Genomic DNA, 21,174 nt, shown 5'->3' with positions numbered 1-21,174 from the left:
TGAAGCACTAACGCTGACAAGACGGGCAATAGAAGGTATTTCTTTGCCCAATGACCACGCTTTTAATCTCAGTGTCACATACTTCACAAAGCTCACCTTTACGGCCATAGACTCGTAAATGTTGAGCAAAATAACCAGGATTACCGTCGGTCTGCGCAAAATCCTTTAGCGTGGTGCCTCCCTGCTCTATCGCTTTCGCTAGCACGTCTTTAATAGCCGTTGTCAGTGTTACATACCTCGTTTGGCTAACTTTGCCAGCATGTCGTCTCGGATCAATACCTGCCATAAAAAGCGCTTCGTTAGCGTAGATATTACCAACACCAACAACAACGCCATTATCCATAATGAAGTTTTTAACCGCGCTCTTCTTGCCTCTCGACAGATTGAATAAGCGTTTGTGATCAAAATCGTCTGTAAGAGGCTCAGGGCCCAAGTTAGCCATCAACTGAAGGGATGTTCCAGTGGGTTGCCACAAAACAGCGCCAAAGCGTCTAGGGTCGTTAAATCGCAAACATTTTCCAGACGCCAATACCAGATCCACATGATCGTGCTTGATCAACGGTATGTCTTTGTCGATCACTCTGAGTTTTCCAGACATTCCAAGGTGGTAAATTAAGCTGCCAACATCAGTGTCGATAAGAAGGTACTTTGCTCTCCTATGCACGGACAAAATCGTGTGACCTACGGCCTGTTGCACGTCTTCTGGTATAGGCCAGCGCATTCTCGATTCTCTTACGATGACTTTTTCTATTTTTTGGCCGTCAAGGTGGGGAGTAACGCCTAATCGACTCACTTCAACTTCTGGTAATTCAGGCATTGCGAGAAATCCATGGTAGTAATTGTATCAAGGCAACGTTTTCTAAGGTGTACCATTGATTGTTGTGACGTACTATCGTCGCGCCTTCGATGGGATAAAATGCGTAGACTAATCCCTCCACACTACCAGCCATCCAAACCACCACAATGAAAGGAGTAATGGCTGTAAGATCTTCACTGGGATCTACTACTGGAAGTAAGATCCCTCGCTGCCAGTTCGCGTATTGAACTGTAGGCATAGGTAGCTCTGTCGCTGTAGACACTTGTCGCCATTGCTGACCGGAACGCTCTAAAGCGTTGTTGTCGTGCTCTATCTTTAAAACATAAGCATCATTGGGTAACAGTGTTTGTGATACTGGAGTGTTGGAATGAGGAAGAAAGCTATCCAAATTGAACAATGCAATCATGAGTAACATAGCCACAATCACTACGTTATTCATCGCAGGCTTAGAGAGTCTCGCCAAAGTAAACCCTTAACTTATCTACAGCAGATATCGAATAATAACCCATAGTAGATGGTTAAAAAAACTCGCCTGAGATACCAAAACGCAAAAAACCCGGCAAAGGCCGGGTTTTCGTGGAGACAAAAGCAAGCTAATTACTTGATTTTTGCCTCTTTGAACATAACGTGCTTACGCACAACGGGATCGTACTTTTTGATCTCCATTTTGCCAGGCATGTTACGCTTGTTCTTGTCGGTAGTGTAGAAGAAACCAGTACCTGCTGAAGAAACTAATTTGATTTTATCACGCATTGTTAGGCTTCCTTAGATTTTCTCACCACGGGCACGCATGTCAGTTAATACTGCATCAATGCCTTTTTTATCGATGATACGCATGCCTTTAGCTGACAAACGTAGTTTAACGAAACGGCTTTCGCTCTCAACCCAAAAACGGTGAGATTGAAGGTTTGGTAAAAAGCGACGACGAGTCGCGTTTCTTGCGTGTGAACGGTTATTACCAACCGCTGGACGCTTACCTGTTACTTGGCATACTCTTGACATTGTATTTGTCTCCAGAACAACGATAACTGTCTTGCCAGTCGATCCGACCCTGAAAACAGTTGCTCGGTCAAATGGCGTATTACTATAAATTAGAGGGCGCATTTTATACAGCAAAGGGGGATCTATTTCAATAAGAAAGTCAAAAAAGGTTACTTTTTGGCTACTTCTTTAATCAAAACGCTGTATTCAGCTCCAATTGTCTAACTAGTTCATCCAAAAACGGCCATTAGGCTTTTTCAAAAAAACCGTAGATTTTCGCTTTTAAATACTGCCAATAGCTCTGATATGAAAACTGATGTGGCTCATAGCTAGTTGATAAACACTGTTGAATAACGTCACGGTATCGCTCAGCAACATTTCTCAAACTATACCGAGTTTGCGTTTGTTCTCGCAAAGCTTGTCCATATACTGATGGCGCTTCATTATCATTGTCTAATAGCTGATTAATGGTCCTCAGTGTTATTCCGTCATGACTTAACTGTGCTATTGCAGGGTGAATGTCATTAACGTACACAGGTACCCCAGAAGTCGCATAAAGCTGACACTTGGTAGGTGGCTTCACTTGATGCCTAAATCCGTCTTGTTTGATATCAATGACCAATTCACATTCAGATATCACCTGCGCTTGTTTCTCCTCACTCCATTGTTGAAAACGCACCCCGTTAACAATCAATACATCGTCAGACTTTTCAATATTTGCGGGTAAATTTAGTGCCGTTAGCGCTTGTTTCAATTTTTTGATGCGTCGAGGCTTTAATGCATTGATGTTGGTTAAAAATTCGTAGTGCTGAAACCTTTTAAGTATGTCGTGTTGATTTAAATAGTCGAGGGTACTCGCTATATATTCATGCACCCCAACCCACGCAACTGACGAATTTTGACGGCCAGTAGTAGTCCTAGAAAATGGGAATTTTGCGTAGTGGTCGATGTGAAATATAGGCGTAATATCAGCGAGTTGATTAGCCAAATGCAGACTGTGACACAGGACACCGTGAAAATAACGAAGTTTTATGGCCTCTAGCGTAAGTTTAAAAGGGTAAGAAAAGTAATCTATTGGAACAAAAAAGAGTTTTGTGTGCTGCAAAGACTGAATGGTCTTCAGTGACGGCAGTGCTTTAACAAAAAAATACGCATCATATTTGCCACTGACATCATCTTCGTCATCAAAGTATATAATTTTTACGTCGTTCATCATTTCATTAGCCAGTATATGTTCAACGACATCAGTCACTACCCAGTGAAAGCTTGCTTGTTTTTTTACCGGACCAATGGCAATAACACTGCTATGCATTCTTACACGCTTCCTGTTTGAGATTCATTAGTTCCACAAACATGGACAGGACGTAATTCATACCCAAGCTTTCATCTTTCTCTTCACTATAGCGAGAAAGGCTATCTATTAGCTGATGAGGCTGCTTTAACAAAGCATCTAGCCCAGCGATTAAACTCTGTTTATTTGAACTTGCGCTTATACACAGAGATTCATTTTCACAAGCGGATATTCTTGCGCTCTGATCCTTCGAAACTGGCGATGTGAGCGTTGGGATACCTAGCTCTATTGCCTGAAGCAAAGTGCTTCCCCCACTCAGAGTGGCAAAGTTTGCCTGAGAGAGTAAAGCGAGAAAGGCGCGATTACTCAACGATTTTACAACACGTACTCCGTCTACAGACGGATATTCCCTAGGACAACTCACACCAGAGACAAAAACCACATCAAGCTCCCGTTGCATCGCCCCATATAAGGCCAGATCGTAATACACATCTGACGCTAAACGCCCATCATCGAGGTAATGGCTACCAGAACCAGCGCTGACCACCAATAGATTCGCTTTTGTGCGCTCCAATGCAAACTGTCTTTTTAGCTCGCTATCATCGGGTTGCTGATATAGTGTTCCCACATGAGTAGGTATTGCCAACGGGTTAAGTCGCAATTTTACTTGCTCGAAGTAGGCAAAAGGTTTTCGCATAAACGTTGGCTGTACAACGATGTGTTTATCGATATACCTGATACGATTTGCCTTGAGGCCTCTTGCTGTTTTCTTGGCATGCTGTGAGATAAAGATGACTTTTGCGCCAGTCTCTTTGGCAACCCTAAAGTTACCTGCCCTGCCCGACGCATCAAAAACGACAATATCAGGGCTTTCCGCTTTTATAATTTTGTTCAACTCACGCTTTACTTTTGTGGGCGATTTATCCACTAAGATACAAGGAAAGGGGCAATTAGACGCATAGGGAGCATGTCTATTAATAACAAAACTAATTTCCCAATGAGAGAATTTGGCTCGCAAACTCTCAGCAATATTCAGTGAGCGTTGATATTCACCCACTCCGGTCTCGCTAGAAACAGGTATAAAGAGTATTTTAGGCACTATTTTCTCTGACTAAAGACAGCCCTGCTCTTTGGTGAGCAGGGCAAAAATCGTAGCTTAATTATAAAACGGCGCCCGACTTTCTGTTAAATCCATTAACTTGATAGGCCGTCTGAGTAATTGGCCACCATCTCGTGAAATCGGCACCCATGGGAACAAACCTCGACCTTTAGAAGGCTTAAGTACAAATAGGTCCATTGGAATTGAGATATAGAAACCTTTGGTAAAACTACCCTCTCCGTACTCTTCTGACGATACATTCGTAAATGCAGCAAAGGCACCTACGACAATACCGCTGTCGAAACGTTTAGCAAAATCGATATTTACACCTCTATCCTCAGCTAAGAATTGTCCCGCACTAATAGAAAGCTGAGTATCAGGTAAGAATTCAGGTTGCCAATAAACACTTGCATGTCCAGTAATTGCATCGTAATCCAAGAACGAAAATTGATTGTATGGATCACGCTGTTTTACATAAGCTAAATCAAAACCATAGGCTATTCTGCTATCGACTTCACGGTATAGTACTTCGCCTCCAATACCGGCATACATGGTTTCTAAGTAACCACCATAGGCTTGAGCAAATATGTTATCACTCAGTTTGTCTTGGTAAGACACAAAGGCAGTATCTAAACCGATCTGGTTTTCAGAAACATATTCTCTTACTCGCGTGCGCACACGGGGCAAAGTTGAAGTGTCTTGGTCAACCAAAAAGGTGAACTTGTCGAAATTATCGAACAAGGTGATACGTGCGCTGCCCATCACTGAGAAATTTCTGTTAAATGCGTAGCCCGAACTCACCAAAAGACCTGCTTGATACATGTAAAACTCTTCTGGATTACCGAAGGTTTGTGTCCAAAACGCATTAGTATTGATTGAGAACCCACTTTCAGTACTTGGCTCAAAAGCCTCTGATACCTCTTCAGATGGGTTTTCTCTGGTAATAAAATCAGAAACTTCAGAATCTAAATTTTCGTTACGCGCAGCTTCAATGAAACCCTCGGCATCGATTTTGGTTTCAAGTAACGTTCCGCCTACGCCGACTTCAATCAAATGGTAGGTTTCAACAGAGTCAGGCACTTCAGAGGCAATAATTCGCCCAACACGTTCTGCAGCTTCATTGGTATCTCTAAACGCAAGTTGTCTACCATAAAAAGTCGCTTTATCTTCCTGAAGATCAGCATCAAGCAATACAAACCTTGCTCGGTTATGTATATCGTTGTAAAGACGCGACTTATTCACGTCGGCGATAGTAGCCGGGGCGTCTCTTTGCGATAGATCCCTAGGCGGTGGCTTTATCTTTAATTGATCAATGGTGTTCATGTTGAATTGATATGTAACACCAAAGCCGATGGTGTTTCCCCGTTGGTAATTCAACGAGAAATCGAAATCTCTCCATTTATACACAGCGCCAATATTAAATCGAGTATCTTGTCCTAATGGCCCAGCACGGTCTTCAGAGTAATCGTTGCCTTCGTACTCTAATTTAATGGTCAAAGGCTCCCATGGTGTTTGATATTCGACACCGCCAAATATTGCAACAGGCCCTTTGAAAAATTCGTTGTAGTCAATCTTTCCGCCACGACCAGAAAAGCCTGTAGGGCGTGTACAAAAACTCTCTTTAACTTCACAAAACGGATTAGTAAAGTCATCTGAACGTCCCATGTACCCCCATCCCAAACCAAGATGAAAATCAAAAGGACCAACAGCCTTACTCATGTTGACGTATTCACTTTCAAAAAAGCCTGTACCGCCAAAATCTCTAAAACCAACAGAGACATCAGGAAGGTAATAACTTTCTTTCCATAGCCTAAACTTTACGTCTAAACCTTTATCTTTAAGTGTTTGATCGCCGCTGAATGAGGGCACGTCACTGTATAAACGCGTTCGAACATCGGTATAACGCGCCGTTGCCTGCATCCAATCGAACAACTGCAGATTCACCGACCAAAAACGATATTCACCATTGTCAGTATAGTTTGCAGCAAAGCCGCCTTCTTCCCACATTCGAGCAGTAGGTGTTTGGATAAGCCCTACGCCACCTTGTACCATTTGAGTAGGCTTAACTTTTACAGAATCATCTGCAAAAGCCGTAATCGATGAGCCACAAACCGATGCAACTATCAATCCTTGAAAGAGAACTGTATTGACTCTCATCAGGGTAAAATCCTATGAACCGCTAACTGCGCAACGCGCTCGTTAATCTTTGCTATTGAAGATGAAAACAAACTTTCAGAAACGGGGAAATACAACTGACTACCTGGCATCAATTGATTAAAACCTTTATTCCAATAGGCTTTTCCTTCAATGCTCACCTCGCCTTGTGGCGATATTACCCATACATCACTGTTATTAGCATTCGGCGACAAAGCAACACCATGAGAAATAGACGCTAGTTCACTGTTGTTTTTAAATTGATATGCACCTGCTGTTTTTACAGCACCCGAAACATGCGTTACTTCAGGACGCATAAAAAGTCTAATAAGGTATTTTCCCGGTTGAAACATCGGATTCTTAGACGGATAAACACGAGCCAGGTTATATGATACCTCTACATGTTTTCTTGTCGCGACCGACCAAGACGACACTTGGCGATACACGTTATCTAGCACAATATAATCAACATCATCAGAATCAAGACGTTTAAGTTCTGAGAGAATTAAGTCTAACGTCTCTTTCTTCAATGTTTCCGCAGTGGGGTCATTGAGGTCATAGACTGCAGAGGCTGGCCAATACCAATCTGTCGAGCTAGACACAGGTGCCAACACTTGATTGAGCCTAACAGGCATATCGTATTCAAAGGCTTGCTGATTGATGAATATAGACACTTTTGCATATGCCGACACAGAACACAGGTACATAAGCAAGAATACAAACACTTTCCCTAGTCGTAATTCCATCAATCGTTCCTTCTTGCTAACGCACGTTGAGCACGACTCAAATAAACCATTTCATAAACTCGACCGTCGGGATGGTACTTTTGCTTACTTGATAACAGATACTTAGTGGTTGCATCTAGATAATAGATATTTTCCCATGACAAGCCTGTTTTAAAATAAGGAGTATTATCAGAGAACTCAACGGTTTCAACGACCTTCAACGTGTTAATTGGCTCATCAAAAAAAAGCTGAGTCGACTCACCTTCGACACGCCAGGTAGAACGCACTGGAGCACCATACTCAGCACCATCGACATCAACGAAACGATCCCAACTGTAGGCCAGAGCATCCTCACCAACGAGAGGGTTATCGGTCAAATGGCTGGTATAATGTAGATCAGTGGCAAGCCCTTCAGTTTGTACAATAACGCCGTGGTGCATTGTGAAGATAGCCTTGTCACCTGACGCCCACCGGTATTTATCACCGTCCATAAAGGCCAAAACAACAACAGCCTCAACTTCACCGTCAACAGTAATATGCATCAAATCTATCGCACTGTTTGCCACATGTTCTTTGGTTACATTAATGGATTTGTCTTTAAATACATATTCTAAGGTGTGGTAGTAAGAACGATAAGACCCAGCGCAGCCAGACAAACTACCGCCGACAAGTAGAATGAGAAATAGGTAGTGTTTCATTTGTATATTTTTGGTTGCGTACAACAAAGCGCGCCACTGTTTAATGACGCCAAAAACAAAAAAGCCGCTATTACAGCGGCTTTTCGATAGATAACCTCTTAGTTGCCTGTTGAAGGCGCATAAGTAAAGGTTACAGGAACAGTAATGGTTTGTGTCTGAGTTTGTGTGCCAGAAACAGTTACTGTGTTAGTGACTGTGTTAGTGGTACCTACACAAACACCATCAACCAATGGATCATCACCATTACATGTTGGCGTTGGATCTGGATCCGGGTCTGGATCTGGGTCAACAATAACAACAACATCGTCGTCATTAGCGTTAGCAACAACGCCTGCAACAACGCCTGCAACAACACCAGCTGTTACTATTGTTGTCCCGGTGACACCGCCAAGTACACCAGTAGTCGTTGTACTGGCAGTAGTGGTAGATGTAGTAGTTGTGGTAGTGCTATCCGCGTCTTGTGCGATAGCCCCCGTGGCCATAGTAGCCGCTGCAAATAATGCAAGTAATGACTTTTTCATAATCGTCCTTTAACTAACCTAGATTCGGATATAGTGCAATGATGTAATGCTAATGCATTTTTTTGACTTTGACTACAGAATAATCAATGGAATATTTATTACTAGTGTATCAGCCCTTGTTGCGCAAGGGAAATAATTTCCTTATCGCCAACGATAAAATGATCTAACACTTCAACATCAATGGTTTGCATAGCCGTTTTAATCGCTCTTGTGATCGCAATGTCCGCATGACTTGGCTCTGCAATACCTGACGGGTGATTATGAACAAGAATAACCGCAGCAGCATTGTCTTTCATGACTTGTTTAACGAGTTCTCTGGGGTAAACAGCCGCCGCATTAATAGTACCTACAAACATTACTCTAAAAATAATGAGTTGATGCTGACTGTCCAACATCAACATGGCGAACTTCTCTTGCTCGCAATCTCTTAGCGTAGCGCTCAGAAACTGTTTGGTATCCTCTGCATTAGTGAAAGCATTTTGACGCCGTAGCGGCATTTCTAGGTAGCGTCTGAATACTTCAAATGCGGCTTGAAACTGGGCATATTTACATTCGCCAAGACCATGGACCTCTAAAAATGTGTTCTTCGAGGCGCTCACCAACTCCCTTACAGATCCTACATGTGAAAGTAAATCTCTTGCTAACGCCAGTGCATTTTTCCCAGCAATGCCCCTTCCGAGCATTACTGCCACGAGCTCAGCATCGGTAAGTTCTGCAACACCGCGATCTAATAGCTTTTCTCGAGGCCGCTCCTGCGATGGCCATGATTTCAGCGACATAAGTTTTTACTCCACCTCATTATTCGTGTGCACATTAGCAACCTATGGCTACACATTTAACTGCGCAAAAGCACGGTTTATCCGCTGTGTCGAGGCTATGAAATCATTTTCACAACATGATACGCTCTACCTACTTAATTAAAGTGAATGTTCTATGTCGTTACGTAATAAAAATGTGTTGTTGGGAGTCACCGGTGGTATTGCCGCATACAAAACTCCAGACCTAGTGAGAAAGCTCACGGCACAGGGTGCGAATGTACGCGTTGTATTAACAAGCTCTGCTGCCGCTTTTGTGAGCTCCATGTCGCTTCAGGCAGTATCCGGACACCCAGTACACTCTGATCTTCTGGACCCTGCGGCAGAAGCCGCAATGGGACATATAGAACTCGCTAAATGGGCTGATGTTTTACTGATTGCACCGGCGACAGCCAACACCATTGCCAAACTTGCTCATGGTTTAGCCGACGATTTACTATCAACTCTGTATTTAGCCACCAGCGCGCCAGTATATATTGCGCCAGCAATGAACCAGCAAATGTGGAAAGCCCCTGCAACACAGGCAAATTTGAATAGTTTGTCCTTACATGGTGTTACTTATATAGGCCCCGCTAGCGGAGAACAAGCCTGCGGTGACGTTGGTGCTGGCAGAATGGAAGAACCTCAAGATATTGCTGACTTCCTTGATAATGCACTGGGCAGTAATGAATTGCCCAACCTATCAGACATAAATATATTGATATCGGCGGGCCCAACAAGAGAGCCCTTGGATCCTGTTCGATATTTGTCTAATCACAGTTCAGGAAAAATGGGCTTCGCCCTTGCCGAAGCCGCTTGCAATGCAGGTGCTAATGTCACTCTCGTTGCTGGTCCGGTAAATTTGCCCACTCCCACAGGGTGCAAACGCATTGATGTCACTACGGCAGATGAAATGCTTGAGGCATGTTTAGCTCACTCGGACGCCTCTGACATTTTTATTGCTACAGCGGCAGTAGCTGATTATAAAGCCGCCACTATAGAAAATAATAAAATTAAGAAAAACGATGATGAGTTAACACTTACTTTTATAAAAAACCCTGATATTCTAGCCACAGTATCTGGTCAAACTAATCGTCCTTTCTGTGTAGGTTTTGCTGCTGAAAGCCAAGATGTTGAGCAATATGCACGTAGCAAAATGGCAAAGAAAAGCTTGGATATGATTGCTGCAAACGACATTACTGTAGAAGGTCTAGGCTTCAATAGTGACAACAATGCACTTCATGTTATTTGGCCAGAGGGAGAAAAACGTCTCGCTCCCATGAGTAAAGCCGACCTTTCAATAGCTTTACTCACTATAGTCGCTCAACAATACAATAAATAGAATAATGACATGTCAAAACATGTCGATAACAACAAGCACATAATCATAATGTTTGGTAAATGCTAAACAATTTGGATCACGGACAATATGTCCGGTTTGTAGAGGAAATATTCTGGCCATGCCTGCTGTAAAGAAAACCAATAGAAAAGCGCAGATATTGCAAGCCTTAGCCGGCATGCTGGAAACTAGTCCAGGTCAACGCATTACCACAGCGAAGTTAGCGGAAAAAGTAGGGGTATCGGAAGCCGCACTTTATCGCCACTTCCCGAGTAAGGCGCGAATGTTTGAGGGGCTCATCGAATTTATCGAAGATACCTTATTCACACGTATCAATAAAATAGTGAATGAGGAAAAAGACGCCGTGGTTCGATGTCAGCTGATTCTTCATTTAATTCTGGGTTTCGCAGAAAAAAACCCCCGGTATTACTCGTATTCTCAATGGCGACGCTTTGATGGGTGAACAAGAACGTTTACGTTCTCGCATCGCAAAATTGTTCGAGCGTTTAGAAACCCAGCTTAAACAAGTACTCAGAGAAAGAAAACTAAGAGAAGGTAAAGGCCTATCTGCGGATGAAGCCACTATTGCTAATATGCTTATCTGCTACACAGACGGCCGTATCAATTTGTTTATTCGCAGTGGTTTTACCCGTAAGCCTACCGAGCAGTTTGCCGAACAGTGGCAAACATTTAAGCCGCTGTTTATGTAGTTTTTCATCTTTTAATATAAAGCCCGCATTAAGCGGGCTTTTTGTTGTCTGCTACACAGAGATCATTACTGACCAAATGTCTCACCAAAGAAATCACCGTCATTCCAGCTCGGTGCCTCGTCTTGGTTTGCTAGCGTCCAACCAATCTGCGCATTAACTTTTGTGAAGGTTGATGCCGCATTCCAATTGAAGGGTTGCTTAATGTCATCACTTGGCTTGTGATAATGAGTAGACAAGAAAGTACCAAATACTTTACTACCATCTACGTTGGGATCTTTTGACTGTAACCCAGGCACCAAGAACACTGCTGGTACGCCCTGCTTTACAAACGCATAGTGATCAGAACGTGTGAACAAAGCTTGGTCTGGCCATGGGTCTGGGCTCAGTGAAATATCGGCATTGGCTGCCGCCTTTTCTACTGATGCTTGTAGTGAACTATGATTTGCACCAAATGCGATAACATCAGCGAACTCATAGGTAAGAATTGGCATGTCTAAGTTCACGTTCGCTACCATTGACGTTACCGGCACGGTTGGATTACGAGCAAAGTAATCTGCACCGAGTAGCCCTTTTTCTTCGCCTGTGACTGCAACAAACAAAATAGAGCGCTTCGGTCTAACGTCCATTGCGCTGAACAAACGCGCTGTTTCTAGCATTACTGACGTGCCCGAAGCATTGTCCATTGCGCCATTATTGATTTTGTCTTGCTTAACCGACTTAGCAATACCGATGTGATCTGAATGAGCAGAAAATACTATGTACTCATCTTTTAGCTCTGGATCAGAACCCTCTAGAACACCGACAACGTTGGGGCTAGTAATGGTTTCGTGTGTACTTTGCTTACTTAGATTAACGGTACCAACAAGAGGGAATCCCGCTGGTACTTCATCGGCTTCTAGTTGCGCATAAACGTCGTCAAGACTTTGCTGCGCGCCTTCAAATAGAGTACGAGCTGCACCTTCACTTAAATACGCACCGCCCTTTAATTGAGGGAAGCTATTTGCAGGCGCATCGTTTTCATCCAACCATGCCATGCGAGGAGTATGGATATAGTTTAACCGGCTTTGATACGGTCGCACTTTCTCATTCTTAGGTGTAGTAATGGTAATCATACCAATAGCGCCACGCTCCGCCGCGTAACGCTGTTTTTGGTACCCTGACGCAAAGTGTGCACCTTCCTCTGATGGGAAGTCACTCGGCTTACCCGCCAAAGTAACAACAATTTTGCCTTCGACATCCAAATCTGCATAATCATCGTGAGAAAGTTCGTCAGCAACAATACCATAGCCCACAAAAACCAATTCACCAGACACATTGGACTCAGTGCTCATAAGGCTTGGTCCCGCTAGATACTCTTTAGGGTATGCAAACTCATGAGTATCACCACCACGTGTTAGTGTAAATTCAGGTGACTCTTGAATCAGGTTAGCTTTTCTAAAGTTAACTCGCTGAATATAGCCTTCGGTGCCAGCTGGAGTTAAACCGTACTTAGCAAATTCAGTAGCTATATACAGCGAAGCAATTTCATGACCTTTTGAACCAGTATCCCGGCCTTCTAACAAATCGTCTGCTAGAAAAAACAGATGCGACTTTATACGCTGGGTGTCTGGAGTAAATATGTGGTCTGTCGTTTCATGTTGATGCGCGCCAGCAGTAAATGCGAGTGCCGACATCAAACTACCTAATAGAAGTTTTTTTATCATTGTGTTTTGCTCTACTTTTAAGAGCCCACATGTTAACCCAGTGGGTAATTAAGGCAAATTAACTCACGTTATTTTCGACAATTGCCCGCTTTACAAGACCATTGTAAAATTCGAGCCCCATTCGATGATGAAACTTCACAGTAGTACGAGTACACCATGAGTAAAGATGAGCTTTTGTATCGCGTTCAATTTATCAGTAACGGCGAGCGTTATGAGTTATACGTTAAGTCACTCACACAAGGCAGCTTGTTTGGTTTTGTAGAAATTGGCGACTTCGTTTGGGATACCCACACTAGCGTAGTACTTGACCCCAGCCACGAAAAACTCAAATCAGAATTTTCCGATGTGACAAACACTTACATACCAATGCATAATATCCTCAGGATAGATGCAGTGAAAAAGCAAGGAACTGCCAAAATCACAAAGTTATCTGATAAAGTAACTGCGTTCCCTAATCCAATTTATACACCCAATAAAGAGTAGCCATGCTGGACTTCCGGCGTGAAGTTACCGGAGACCATTATGTTTCGCTCCATTCTGTTTACCGCGTTAGTTGTTGTTAGCACAGCGTTATTTGCTCAACCTAAAAACGACGATGAACTGTACGCATTACTTAACGACATTTGGCAATATGAGCTGAGCACTTCTCCTTTCTTAGCCTCTAGCGAAGGCTTAGATACCTATGCTGGTGACCTACCCGATATCAGTCCAGCAGCCTTAAAGGCACAACACATTGCATGGCAAAAATATTATGATACGTTGAGCGCCGTCGCTGTAGATAACTTATCAAAGCAAGCGCATATTGCGTTGTTAATGCAAAAGTATCGTATTGAAAACTACCTATCGAATTATCAGTTTCGTTCGCACCTCGTTCCTATTAATTCAGAGTATGGTTTTCACGGGGCCATGGCATCGCTCCCCAATTTATCAGCGTTTAAAACCGTCGCTGATTATGAAAACTACTTACGCAGATTGAATGGTCTTCCTGATTATTTTACCCAGCAAATCACCTATATGAAGCAAGGTATTGCAGAAGGCTATACCCAACCTCAGGTAGTGCTTACAGGGTTTGAAGACTCTATTTCCGCGTATATTGTAGACAACATTGAAGCCAGCGGTTTTTATGCCCCATTCAAACGCTATCCTGACTATTTTTCTGAACAAGAAAAAGCAACGCTGACACAATCTGCTATAGCTGCAATGAACAATAGCGTATTGCCAGCTTATCAAGGTTTTTATGATTTCATGGTTGATGAGTATATTCCTAGCGCTAGAGAGCCTATTGCAGCAAGCTTATGGCCCGAAGGTAAAGCGTACTACGCGAATAGAGCTAAGCACTACACCACCACGGATATGACGCCTGAAGAGATTCATTCACTCGGGCTCAGTGAAGTCGCGCGTATTCGTGCTGAAATGCAAGGTATTGTGGATAAGCTGGAGTTTGAGGGTGATATTAACGAATTCATAGATTTTCTTCGCACCGATCCGCAGTTTTATGCCACTACAGCAGAAGAGTTGCTAATGGAAGCATCCTTCGTAGCCAAGCAAATGGATGCCAAACTCCCCTCACTGTTCGAATACCTACCTCGCACACCCTATGGTGTAGCGCCAGTACCCGATAGCATTGCGCCTAAATATACTACTGGCCGTTACATTTCACCGCGTCGTGACGATCAGCCCGGTTACTATTGGGTAAATACCTATGCACTGGATAAGCGCCCCTTGTATGCCATTCCCGCACTTACCTTACACGAAGCCGTGCCTGGACATCATTTGCAAATATCACTAGCCGCTGAGCTAGAAGGTCTGCCAAAAGTGCGTCAAAACACGTATATCTCAGCTTTCGGTGAAGGCTGGGGACTGTATTCGGAATTTTTAGGTATAGAAGCCGGAATTTATGAAGACCCATACGACGACTTTGGTCGTTTAAGTTATGAAATGTGGCGTGCTTGTCGTTTAGTCGTAGACACAGGGATGCATATGATGGGCTGGAGTAGAGAACGTGCTGTCGAATATATGATGACCAACACTGCGCTTTCTGAGCACAATGTTAACACCGAAATCGACCGTTATATTTCATGGCCTGCACAAGCACTGTCATACAAAATTGGGGAAATTAAAATTAAAGCGTTAAGAGCAAAGGCAGAAGCAGCTCTTGGCCAACATTTTGATGTACGCAAATTTCATCGTGCCGTATTGGAAAATGGCTCGGTGCCTCTATTCATTTTAGAACAGCATATTGATGCGTTTATTGAAGAACAAAAAGGGAAAATACAATGATCATTGCCGCTGGTGTTATAGGGCTTCTTGTACTGCTATTGATTTACTTTGTATTACGAGCGCAAACATTACAACGGGAACTTGCATTAAGTCGAAGCTCCGCTAAACAGTCATCAAATCAGGTGAATCACGCTTATCGCAACCTTGTGATGGTGACAGAGTCACTTGAAAAAGTACTGGCAGTACGCATTGAGAAAGCACAGCAACGTCGTCTCATTAGTCAGCAGCAGTACACAGTACTAAGCACATTACTACAGCATTTCTCCGCGATTATTATGTACTGCTGTGAAAAAGGTGCAACATTAGAAGAAGCCCTAAATCATGAATTGCGCTCTGAAGAAATTGGCCTTGAAGAAATCAAAAACATTATGAAAGACATGCCTAGCAGTGTTCGCCTTGCTTGGTCAAAGAATAGCGCAGAAGGCTTTATTGCGGCATGTCAGTTAGTTACTGCGTCACTCGGTGGTAAAACCAAAAAGAAGGCAGTGAAGAGAAAGCTCCCCAAGAAAGTTAATATGCTAGCTCTCACGCAGCTGACTTGAAAAGCACTACAACTACACTATAATACTGTACATACATACAGTATTATAGTGTTATGAAAAAGCCATTATCTCTCTTTGACAACAACCCTCATATTTGGCGAGGCAAGCAACAGCCCGCTGATAATGCGCGCCTGTCATTTGGTATTCCAGCGCTTGATAATGCGCTTAATGGCGGTGTACCTGCTGCAGGAGTAATTCGTATTGCTTCGGCCACAGGTATTGGTGAACTCTCCCTTTTTAGCGAACTGCTTACCCGTCAAAAATCACAGAAACTCTGTGTGTTCATTAAACCGCCCGCACAACTACAAGCTGACTGGTTATTAGCACAAGGTTATGAACTCGATAAGATACACGTGGTAACACCTAGTTGTGACAATGATGCTTTATGGGCGGCAGAACAATGCTTAAAAAGTACGGCATGTCATTGTGTGTATTTATGGCAAAACACACTGTCTTATAAACAAGCCCGCCGGCTTCAGGTCGCTGCAACACAGAGTGATACACTGTGTATTTTATTTACGCCAGAACAGCAATCAACACCGCTCCCCATTAACGTAGATCTATCGCTCTCCATGAAAGATAGTCTTCTCAATATATCTATTCGTAAACAACGCCATGGTTGGCCCGTGAATAATGTGAAATTTCCTCGTCACTGGACACCTGATAACTCCAGCATTCAATATGCAATGCGCACGTATCGATATGTACCAGAGGAACAACACCATATAGTGAGCTAAATATGTGGTGGGCTTACTTTCATTGTTATCAACTTACCTTAGATGTGCACTCGCAGAGTACTCAGCAAGTAAGTACGAATTTACCTACTGTGGTTTACAACCCTCAGCAGAACTGTATTGTTCAGTGCGATAGCGCGGCATTAAAAAGCGGGCTTGATATTAATATGGGGCTCGCCCAAGCAGCCTCACTTTGCCCTGATATCACAATTATCGATTACTGTGCTGATACAGAGCTTTCAGCACTCAATGCGCTGGCTCATAACATTTATCAAGTAGCCTCCGATGTTGTTATTCTACCTCCCACTGGTATTGCCGTTCGCCTCGACAATTTATTGCAATACTATGGTAGTTATCCGGTACTGTGGCATGCATTAACTCATGAATTCACGCAAGCGAATATCAGTCGAGATTTTGGTGTGGCATGGGGTATAGAAGCTGCAAAAGTACTCGCCAAACACAAAAACAACCGGTTCTACACCACACACCAACAAGTAAAATCAGCGCTACAAAATTGTGATTTAAACCTGTGTGAATTAAGTGATAAAACGCGCTCAGCGCTCAATCGAGTAGGTATTAGTGCAGTAGGGCCATTATTGGCTATGCCTGTACAAGCCATTGGGCAGCGTTTTCACAATGATGTAATAAGGTACTTAACCGCCTTAAGAGGAGAGACTTTCCCCACAGTTACTTTGTTTCGACCTAAAGAAACCTTTGCTTCACATATTACGTTGCCTTTCGAAGCAGAAAACGCGCAGCATTTACTCCCTTACATCAAATCTCTGTTAACCCGTTTGGAACATTATTTGAGGGCGAGAAACCTACTCACTTCATCGATTCACTTCACCATAGGGTTTCGAGAATCTGACAACTTGGATCTTGGTGTGAGTGCTGCTCACACCATGGTAAAGGTTATGGATTGGCAACTCTTAGTAGAGCTCGCTTTATCATCAAAGCAGCTACCCGAGCCTGCAATATCGATACACCTTACTTGTGATAGCTTCGACGATGTATCGCCTGAAGATGATGACTTTTTCTCTCAACGCTTTTCTTTACTTGCTCAAAAGCAGCTTTTAGGACGCTTATATGCCAAGCTTGGTGATGAAGGAAATACTAGGGTATTAATGGGTAATGATCATCGTATTGAGAAGATGACATCACACCAATCAGTCACTTCAGTGTCTGAACAAAGCGCTGCATACAGCCCAGCTTTTTTATTTGATAAACCAACCCCACTTACCACGCCTAGTCGTATTTGTTTTGGTCCGCTTCGTATTAATACAGGATGGTGGGACAACAATACTTATCAACGGGACTACTTTATTGTCGAAACCCATCAAGAACACAGACTACTGGTATTTCGCGATGCCAATGAGCAGTGGTGGTCACAAGGGGTGTACAGCTAATGTATGCCGAATTGTATTGTCAGAGTCATTTTAGTTTTTTAACGGGCGCTTCGTCCCCAGCAGAACTGGTTACCACAGCATCATTCCTCGGCTACTCAGCCATTGCTATTACCGATGAATGCTCGGTAGCCGGAGTAGTGAGAGCACACTCAGAAATATCACTACAGCGACTGCCTATAAAACTTATCGTTGGTAGCTACTTTCAGTTCGATGACACATTATCTTTTGTTTTAATTTGCCCTACTCAAACGGCTTATAGTGAACTCTGCCGTATTATCACCAATGCGAGGCGTCGCTCAGAAAAAGGTGAATATCAGTTGTCTTTGTGGGACATACGTACCATTAAACACTGTCAGATTATTTGGATTCCCACAAGGGAACCTACTCATGACAACCACTGGGCCAACTGGTTTAACGAACACAGCACAATAACCCCTTACATCGGCGCTCAGCGACTGCTTGATGGTAAAGATCATTTGCGTTTCGCTACCTACAAATCACTGCATGAGCAATATGACTTTCCTGTTATTGCGTGTACGGGTGTGCTTATGCACCACACAGACCGACTACCAATACAGCACGTTGTGCATGCAACAAGAGTACATACTCAAGTAGATAAGCTCGGTAAAGATGCCTTGAGTAATGCAGAGCGCAGCCTTCGTCCCATAGCGAAACTCAAAAAACTGTACCCGTCTCAATGGCTAGCGAATACGCAAAAATTTGCTCAAACATGTAGTTTTAATCTTGATGCGCTGCGGTATCAATATCCCTCTGAGCTGATCCCCAAAGGTGAAACACCTACAAGTTACTTGAGGAAATGTGTAGAGGAAGGGATAAAAAAACGGTTTCCGCAGGGTATTACACAGCCCATCAGAGACATTATTGAAAAAGAGCTCGTGCTGATTAAAGAGCAAGAATACGAGTATTTCTTTCTCACCATTTTTGACATCGTACAATTTGCTCAGCGAGAAAAAATTTTATACCAAGGCCGGGGCTCAGCGGCGAACTCTGTAGTGTGTTATTGCCTCGAAATTACTGCCGTAGACCCAGAGCAAGTGAATGTACTTTTCGAACGCTTCATCTCGAAAGAGCGTAACGAACCGCCAGATATCGATGTGGATTTTGAACATCAACGTCGAGAAGAAGTCATTCAATACGTTTATCAAAAGTATGGACGCGAACGCACGGCGATTGCAGCTACCGTGATCAGCTACCGCTTTAAGTCGGCATTTAAAGATACAGGCAAAGCCCTTGGATTTAGCACATCGCAACTTGAGTTTGTGATTAAGCAAATCAATCGTCGTGACAGCGTCATTCCATGGAAAGCACAACTCGCCAACTTAGGTTTAGATACCCATAGCCAAAAGGTTCAGCAGCTCATTAGCATTACAGAGCAGTTGCTAGGCACACCTCGTCACCTATCACAACACGTAGGTGGTTTTGTAATCAGTGCAGGACCACTCTATAACCTAGTACCTGTGGAAAATGCGGCGATGGAAGCAAGAACCATCATTCAGTGGGACAAAGACGATCTTGAGTCATTGGGTTTACTTAAAGTAGACATATTAGCGCTGGGTATGTTGAGTGCTATTCGCCGAACCTTCGACCTTATCAATAAACAATTTCCCGTCACCTTAGATATTCCCTTTATTTCTCGGCTTGGCGACGATCAACAAGTCTACGACATGATATGCCAAGCCGACACTGTAGGCGTATTTCAAATAGAGTCTAGAGCTCAAATGTCTATGTTACCCCGGCTTAAACCAAGGTGTTATTACGACCTAGTGGTGCAAATTGCCATAGTAAGACCAGGACCAATTCAAGGGGATATGGTACATCCCTACTTACTGCGTCGCCATGGCAAAGACACTATTGAATATCCGTCCCCTGAAGTTGAAGGGGTGTTATCACGCACCATGGGTGTACCTATATTCCAAGAGCAAGTAATACAGCTTGCGATGGTGGCCGCAGGCTTTAGTGGAGGAGAAGCTGATCAATTACGCAGGGCAATGGCTAGCTGGAAAAAGAACGGGCGCATATTTGAATTTAAAGAAAAGCTCATCAATGGCATGCTCGAGAGAGGTTACGATGAGGTCTTCGCGAATAATGTATTCGAACAAATCAAAGGGTTTGGCGGCTATGGCTTTCCTGAATCCCACTCGGCATCTTTTGCTGTTTTAGCTTATGTTTCTTGCTGGTTAAAGTTTTACTTTCCTGTGGAGTTTTACGTAGCTTTACTCAATAGCTTACCTATGGGCTTTTATTCATCAGCCCAACTAGTACAAGATGCCCAGCGCCACAATATTGAAGTAATTGCCCCTTGCATTAATCGTTCTGATTATGAGCACAGTGTATTTGAAGCAAATTCGCAAAAAGGCATACAGCTAGGACTTAAACAGATAAAGGGGCTATCCGAAGACGGTGCAAAGCAGCTTGTAAAAGCTCGCCCGCTAGATGGCTACACGACACTCAGTGCGCTTGCCCCTTTGCATATTCGCAATGACGATATGCAAGCACTCGCCAGCGCTGATGCTTTTAGGCGTATATCCGGTAACAGGTATGAAACTCGTTGGAAGATAATGGATACACAAACTTCATTGCCCCTTTTTTCCGATGATGAGCAAAATTGTGAGGGAAATATTAACGCTCCTAGCAATGTAGAAAGCTTGGTGGAGGACTACGCTTCTACATCACTGTCAGTTAATGAGCACCCCATAGCACTCATACATAAAGAACGTACTTTAAAAGGTATAAAAACGGCTAATTCCCTTTCATTGTTAGACAATCAATCGTTAATCAAAGTCATGGGAGTAGTATCAGGTCGTCAATCACCAGGTACCGCCGCAGGCGTTACTTTTTTAACCCTTGAAGATCACACGGGTAATATCAACGTTGTGGTATGGCAAGCAACAGCCCGCCATCAACAGCAAGCCTTTCTGAAAGCAAAAATACTACAAGTTAATGGTATCTTGGAACGATCGCCTGAAGGAGTAACACATATCATTGCTGGTAAATTGATTGATAGAACTCAATGGCTTAGTGAGCTACACATAAAATCGAGAGATTTTCATTAAACGCAGAAAGCAAAAAACCCGCCATAGGGCGGGTTTCTTTAATAGGGACCTGGCAGTGTCCTACTCTCACATGGGGAAGCCCCACACTACCATCGGCGCTAATACGTTTCACTTCTGAGTTCGGAATGGAGTCAGGTGGTACCGTATCGCTATGGCTGCCAGGAAAAACTTTTCGTGCAAAATCGTTATGCGTAGCATCTCGACTTTTGCGCAAGGAGGACTCACAGTACGCTCAAGCGCGTGTTAAGTCTTTCTTGCTATAACAACAAGGAAAATCTGATATCAATTCAATCGTTTGAGTAACGT

The 21,174-nt window shown here is 43.4% G+C and carries 19 protein-coding genes, 1 rRNA gene and 1 pseudogene; 8 read left to right on the top strand and 13 right to left on the bottom strand.

The window, feature by feature from the left end; all coding sequences use genetic code 11:
• Positions 1 to 7 precede the first annotated feature (7 nt).
• From mutM to radC, 11 genes are all read right to left on the bottom strand, one after another.
• Entirely contained in the window at positions 8 to 817 is an 810-nt protein-coding gene (gene mutM, locus EYS00_RS19445) for a bifunctional DNA-formamidopyrimidine glycosylase/DNA-(apurinic or apyrimidinic site) lyase (protein WP_130639579.1), read from the bottom strand.
• Positions 810 to 1,280: a hypothetical protein gene (locus EYS00_RS19440; protein WP_130639578.1), complete on the bottom strand. Its 471-nt coding sequence runs from the start codon at positions 1,278 to 1,280 to the stop codon at positions 810 to 812. Before EYS00_RS19440 ends, mutM begins: the two co-directional genes overlap by 8 nt.
• A 134-nt stretch (positions 1,281 to 1,414) precedes the next feature.
• Complete coding sequence (gene rpmG / locus EYS00_RS19435; RefSeq protein WP_012516577.1) at positions 1,415 to 1,570, bottom strand: 50S ribosomal protein L33; 156 nt, start codon at positions 1,568 to 1,570, stop codon at positions 1,415 to 1,417.
• A 12-nt stretch (positions 1,571 to 1,582) separates the two neighbouring features.
• Complete coding sequence (rpmB, locus tag EYS00_RS19430; protein WP_130639577.1) at positions 1,583 to 1,819, bottom strand: 50S ribosomal protein L28; 237 nt, start codon at positions 1,817 to 1,819, stop codon at positions 1,583 to 1,585.
• A gap of 226 nt (positions 1,820 to 2,045) precedes the next feature.
• Positions 2,046 to 3,110 carry a glycosyltransferase gene (locus tag EYS00_RS19425; protein WP_130639576.1) on the bottom strand — a complete coding sequence of 355 codons (1,065 nt, stop codon included), beginning with the start codon at positions 3,108 to 3,110 and terminating at the stop codon, positions 2,046 to 2,048.
• Positions 3,103 to 4,188, bottom strand: coding sequence for a glycosyltransferase family 1 protein (locus EYS00_RS19420; RefSeq protein ID WP_130639575.1), 1,086 nt, complete (start codon positions 4,186 to 4,188; stop codon positions 3,103 to 3,105). Before EYS00_RS19420 ends, EYS00_RS19425 begins: the two co-directional genes overlap by 8 nt.
• A 57-nt stretch (positions 4,189 to 4,245) precedes the next feature.
• Complete coding sequence (locus EYS00_RS19415; RefSeq protein WP_242618845.1) at positions 4,246 to 6,345, bottom strand: YjbH domain-containing protein; 2,100 nt, start codon at positions 6,343 to 6,345, stop codon at positions 4,246 to 4,248.
• Complete coding sequence (locus EYS00_RS19410; RefSeq protein WP_130639574.1) at positions 6,345 to 7,088, bottom strand: capsule biosynthesis GfcC family protein; 744 nt, start codon at positions 7,086 to 7,088, stop codon at positions 6,345 to 6,347. Before EYS00_RS19410 ends, EYS00_RS19415 begins: the two co-directional genes overlap by 1 nt.
• Positions 7,088 to 7,765, bottom strand: a complete 678-nt coding sequence (locus EYS00_RS19405) for a YjbF family lipoprotein (protein ID WP_130639573.1) — start codon at positions 7,763 to 7,765, stop codon at positions 7,088 to 7,090. The genes EYS00_RS19410 and EYS00_RS19405 overlap by 1 nt, the downstream gene beginning before the upstream one ends.
• A gap of 98 nt (positions 7,766 to 7,863) precedes the next feature.
• A complete protein-coding gene (locus EYS00_RS19400; RefSeq protein ID WP_130639572.1) occupies positions 7,864 to 8,286 on the bottom strand; it encodes a hypothetical protein in 423 nt (140 codons plus the stop codon).
• A gap of 101 nt (positions 8,287 to 8,387) precedes the next feature.
• Positions 8,388 to 9,065 carry a DNA repair protein RadC gene (gene radC, locus EYS00_RS19395; RefSeq protein WP_130639571.1) on the bottom strand — a complete coding sequence of 226 codons (678 nt, stop codon included), beginning with the start codon at positions 9,063 to 9,065 and terminating at the stop codon, positions 8,388 to 8,390.
• 154 nt (positions 9,066 to 9,219) lie between these two features.
• Between radC and coaBC the strand changes: the two genes are divergently transcribed.
• Positions 9,220 to 10,422 carry a bifunctional phosphopantothenoylcysteine decarboxylase/phosphopantothenate--cysteine ligase CoaBC gene (coaBC, locus tag EYS00_RS19390; protein WP_130639570.1) on the top strand — a complete coding sequence of 401 codons (1,203 nt, stop codon included), beginning with the start codon at positions 9,220 to 9,222 and terminating at the stop codon, positions 10,420 to 10,422.
• Between the two features lie 118 nt (positions 10,423 to 10,540).
• Positions 10,541 to 11,129 (top strand): annotated as a pseudogene (gene slmA, locus EYS00_RS19385) (nucleoid occlusion factor SlmA).
• Positions 11,130 to 11,194: 65 nt separating this feature from the next.
• On the opposite strand, the gene EYS00_RS19380 reads toward slmA, so the two are convergent.
• Complete coding sequence (locus EYS00_RS19380) at positions 11,195 to 12,832, bottom strand: M28 family metallopeptidase (protein WP_130639569.1); 1,638 nt, start codon at positions 12,830 to 12,832, stop codon at positions 11,195 to 11,197.
• A 156-nt stretch (positions 12,833 to 12,988) separates the two neighbouring features.
• Between EYS00_RS19380 and EYS00_RS19375 the strand changes: the two genes are divergently transcribed.
• From EYS00_RS19375 to EYS00_RS19350, 6 genes are read left to right on the top strand one after another with little or no spacing between them, the layout of a single operon-like run.
• Positions 12,989 to 13,315, top strand: a complete 327-nt coding sequence (locus tag EYS00_RS19375; RefSeq protein WP_130639568.1) for a DUF1820 family protein — start codon at positions 12,989 to 12,991, stop codon at positions 13,313 to 13,315.
• A 39-nt stretch (positions 13,316 to 13,354) separates the two neighbouring features.
• Positions 13,355 to 15,112: a DUF885 family protein gene (locus EYS00_RS19370; protein WP_130639567.1), complete on the top strand. Its 1,758-nt coding sequence runs from the start codon at positions 13,355 to 13,357 to the stop codon at positions 15,110 to 15,112.
• On the top strand, positions 15,109 to 15,654 hold the full coding sequence (locus EYS00_RS19365) for a hypothetical protein (protein ID WP_242618844.1): 546 nt from the start codon (positions 15,109 to 15,111) through the stop codon (positions 15,652 to 15,654). Before EYS00_RS19370 ends, EYS00_RS19365 begins: the two co-directional genes overlap by 4 nt.
• 53 nt (positions 15,655 to 15,707) lie before the next feature.
• Positions 15,708 to 16,391: a translesion DNA synthesis-associated protein ImuA gene (gene imuA, locus EYS00_RS19360; RefSeq protein WP_130639566.1), complete on the top strand. Its 684-nt coding sequence runs from the start codon at positions 15,708 to 15,710 to the stop codon at positions 16,389 to 16,391.
• Positions 16,392 to 16,393: 2 nt separating this feature from the next.
• A complete protein-coding gene (locus EYS00_RS19355) occupies positions 16,394 to 17,794 on the top strand; it encodes a DNA polymerase Y family protein (protein WP_130639565.1) in 1,401 nt (466 codons plus the stop codon).
• The gene (locus EYS00_RS19350; protein ID WP_130639564.1) at positions 17,794 to 20,868 is read left to right on the top strand and encodes an error-prone DNA polymerase; all 3,075 of its coding nucleotides are present in this window, start codon (positions 17,794 to 17,796) and stop codon (positions 20,866 to 20,868) included. Before EYS00_RS19355 ends, EYS00_RS19350 begins: the two co-directional genes overlap by 1 nt.
• 47 nt (positions 20,869 to 20,915) lie before the next feature.
• Here EYS00_RS19350 and rrf read toward each other — a convergent pair.
• Positions 20,916 to 21,031 (bottom strand): 5S ribosomal RNA (gene rrf, locus EYS00_RS19345).
• Positions 21,032 to 21,174 lie beyond the last annotated feature (143 nt).

It is taken from the genome of Alteromonas sp. KUL49 (genome assembly GCF_006538345.1).
GTDB lineage: Bacteria > Pseudomonadota > Gammaproteobacteria > Enterobacterales > Alteromonadaceae > Alteromonas.
This window is presented reverse-complemented; position numbering and strand designations above follow the sequence as displayed.

Excerpts from the sequence above, each read along its gene's own strand:
- EYS00_RS19355 (WP_130639565.1), top strand. The coding sequence starts at position 16,394 with ATGTGGTGGGCTTACTTTCATTGTTATCAACTTACCTTAGATGTGCAC.
- imuA (WP_130639566.1), top strand. The coding sequence starts at position 15,708 with ATGAAAAAGCCATTATCTCTCTTTGACAACAACCCTCATATTTGGCGA.
- coaBC (WP_130639570.1), top strand. The coding sequence starts at position 9,220 with ATGTCGTTACGTAATAAAAATGTGTTGTTGGGAGTCACCGGTGGTATT.
- EYS00_RS19400 (WP_130639572.1), bottom strand. The coding sequence starts at position 8,286 with ATGAAAAAGTCATTACTTGCATTATTTGCAGCGGCTACTATGGCCACG.
- rpmB (WP_130639577.1), bottom strand. The coding sequence starts at position 1,819 with ATGTCAAGAGTATGCCAAGTAACAGGTAAGCGTCCAGCGGTTGGTAAT.
- EYS00_RS19375 (WP_130639568.1), top strand. The coding sequence starts at position 12,989 with ATGAGTAAAGATGAGCTTTTGTATCGCGTTCAATTTATCAGTAACGGC.
- EYS00_RS19380 (WP_130639569.1), bottom strand. The coding sequence starts at position 12,832 with ATGATAAAAAAACTTCTATTAGGTAGTTTGATGTCGGCACTCGCATTT.
- radC (WP_130639571.1), bottom strand. The coding sequence starts at position 9,065 with ATGTCGCTGAAATCATGGCCATCGCAGGAGCGGCCTCGAGAAAAGCTA.
- EYS00_RS19425 (WP_130639576.1), bottom strand. The coding sequence starts at position 3,110 with ATGCATAGCAGTGTTATTGCCATTGGTCCGGTAAAAAAACAAGCAAGC.
- EYS00_RS19415 (WP_242618845.1), bottom strand. The coding sequence starts at position 6,345 with ATGAGAGTCAATACAGTTCTCTTTCAAGGATTGATAGTTGCATCGGTT.
- EYS00_RS19410 (WP_130639574.1), bottom strand. The coding sequence starts at position 7,088 with ATGGAATTACGACTAGGGAAAGTGTTTGTATTCTTGCTTATGTACCTG.
- EYS00_RS19365 (WP_242618844.1), top strand. The coding sequence starts at position 15,109 with ATGATCATTGCCGCTGGTGTTATAGGGCTTCTTGTACTGCTATTGATT.
- EYS00_RS19370 (WP_130639567.1), top strand. The coding sequence starts at position 13,355 with ATGTTTCGCTCCATTCTGTTTACCGCGTTAGTTGTTGTTAGCACAGCG.
- EYS00_RS19405 (WP_130639573.1), bottom strand. The coding sequence starts at position 7,765 with ATGAAACACTACCTATTTCTCATTCTACTTGTCGGCGGTAGTTTGTCT.
- mutM (WP_130639579.1), bottom strand. The coding sequence starts at position 817 with ATGCCTGAATTACCAGAAGTTGAAGTGAGTCGATTAGGCGTTACTCCC.
- EYS00_RS19350 (WP_130639564.1), top strand. The coding sequence starts at position 17,794 with ATGTATGCCGAATTGTATTGTCAGAGTCATTTTAGTTTTTTAACGGGC.
- rpmG (WP_012516577.1), bottom strand. The coding sequence starts at position 1,570 with ATGCGTGATAAAATCAAATTAGTTTCTTCAGCAGGTACTGGTTTCTTC.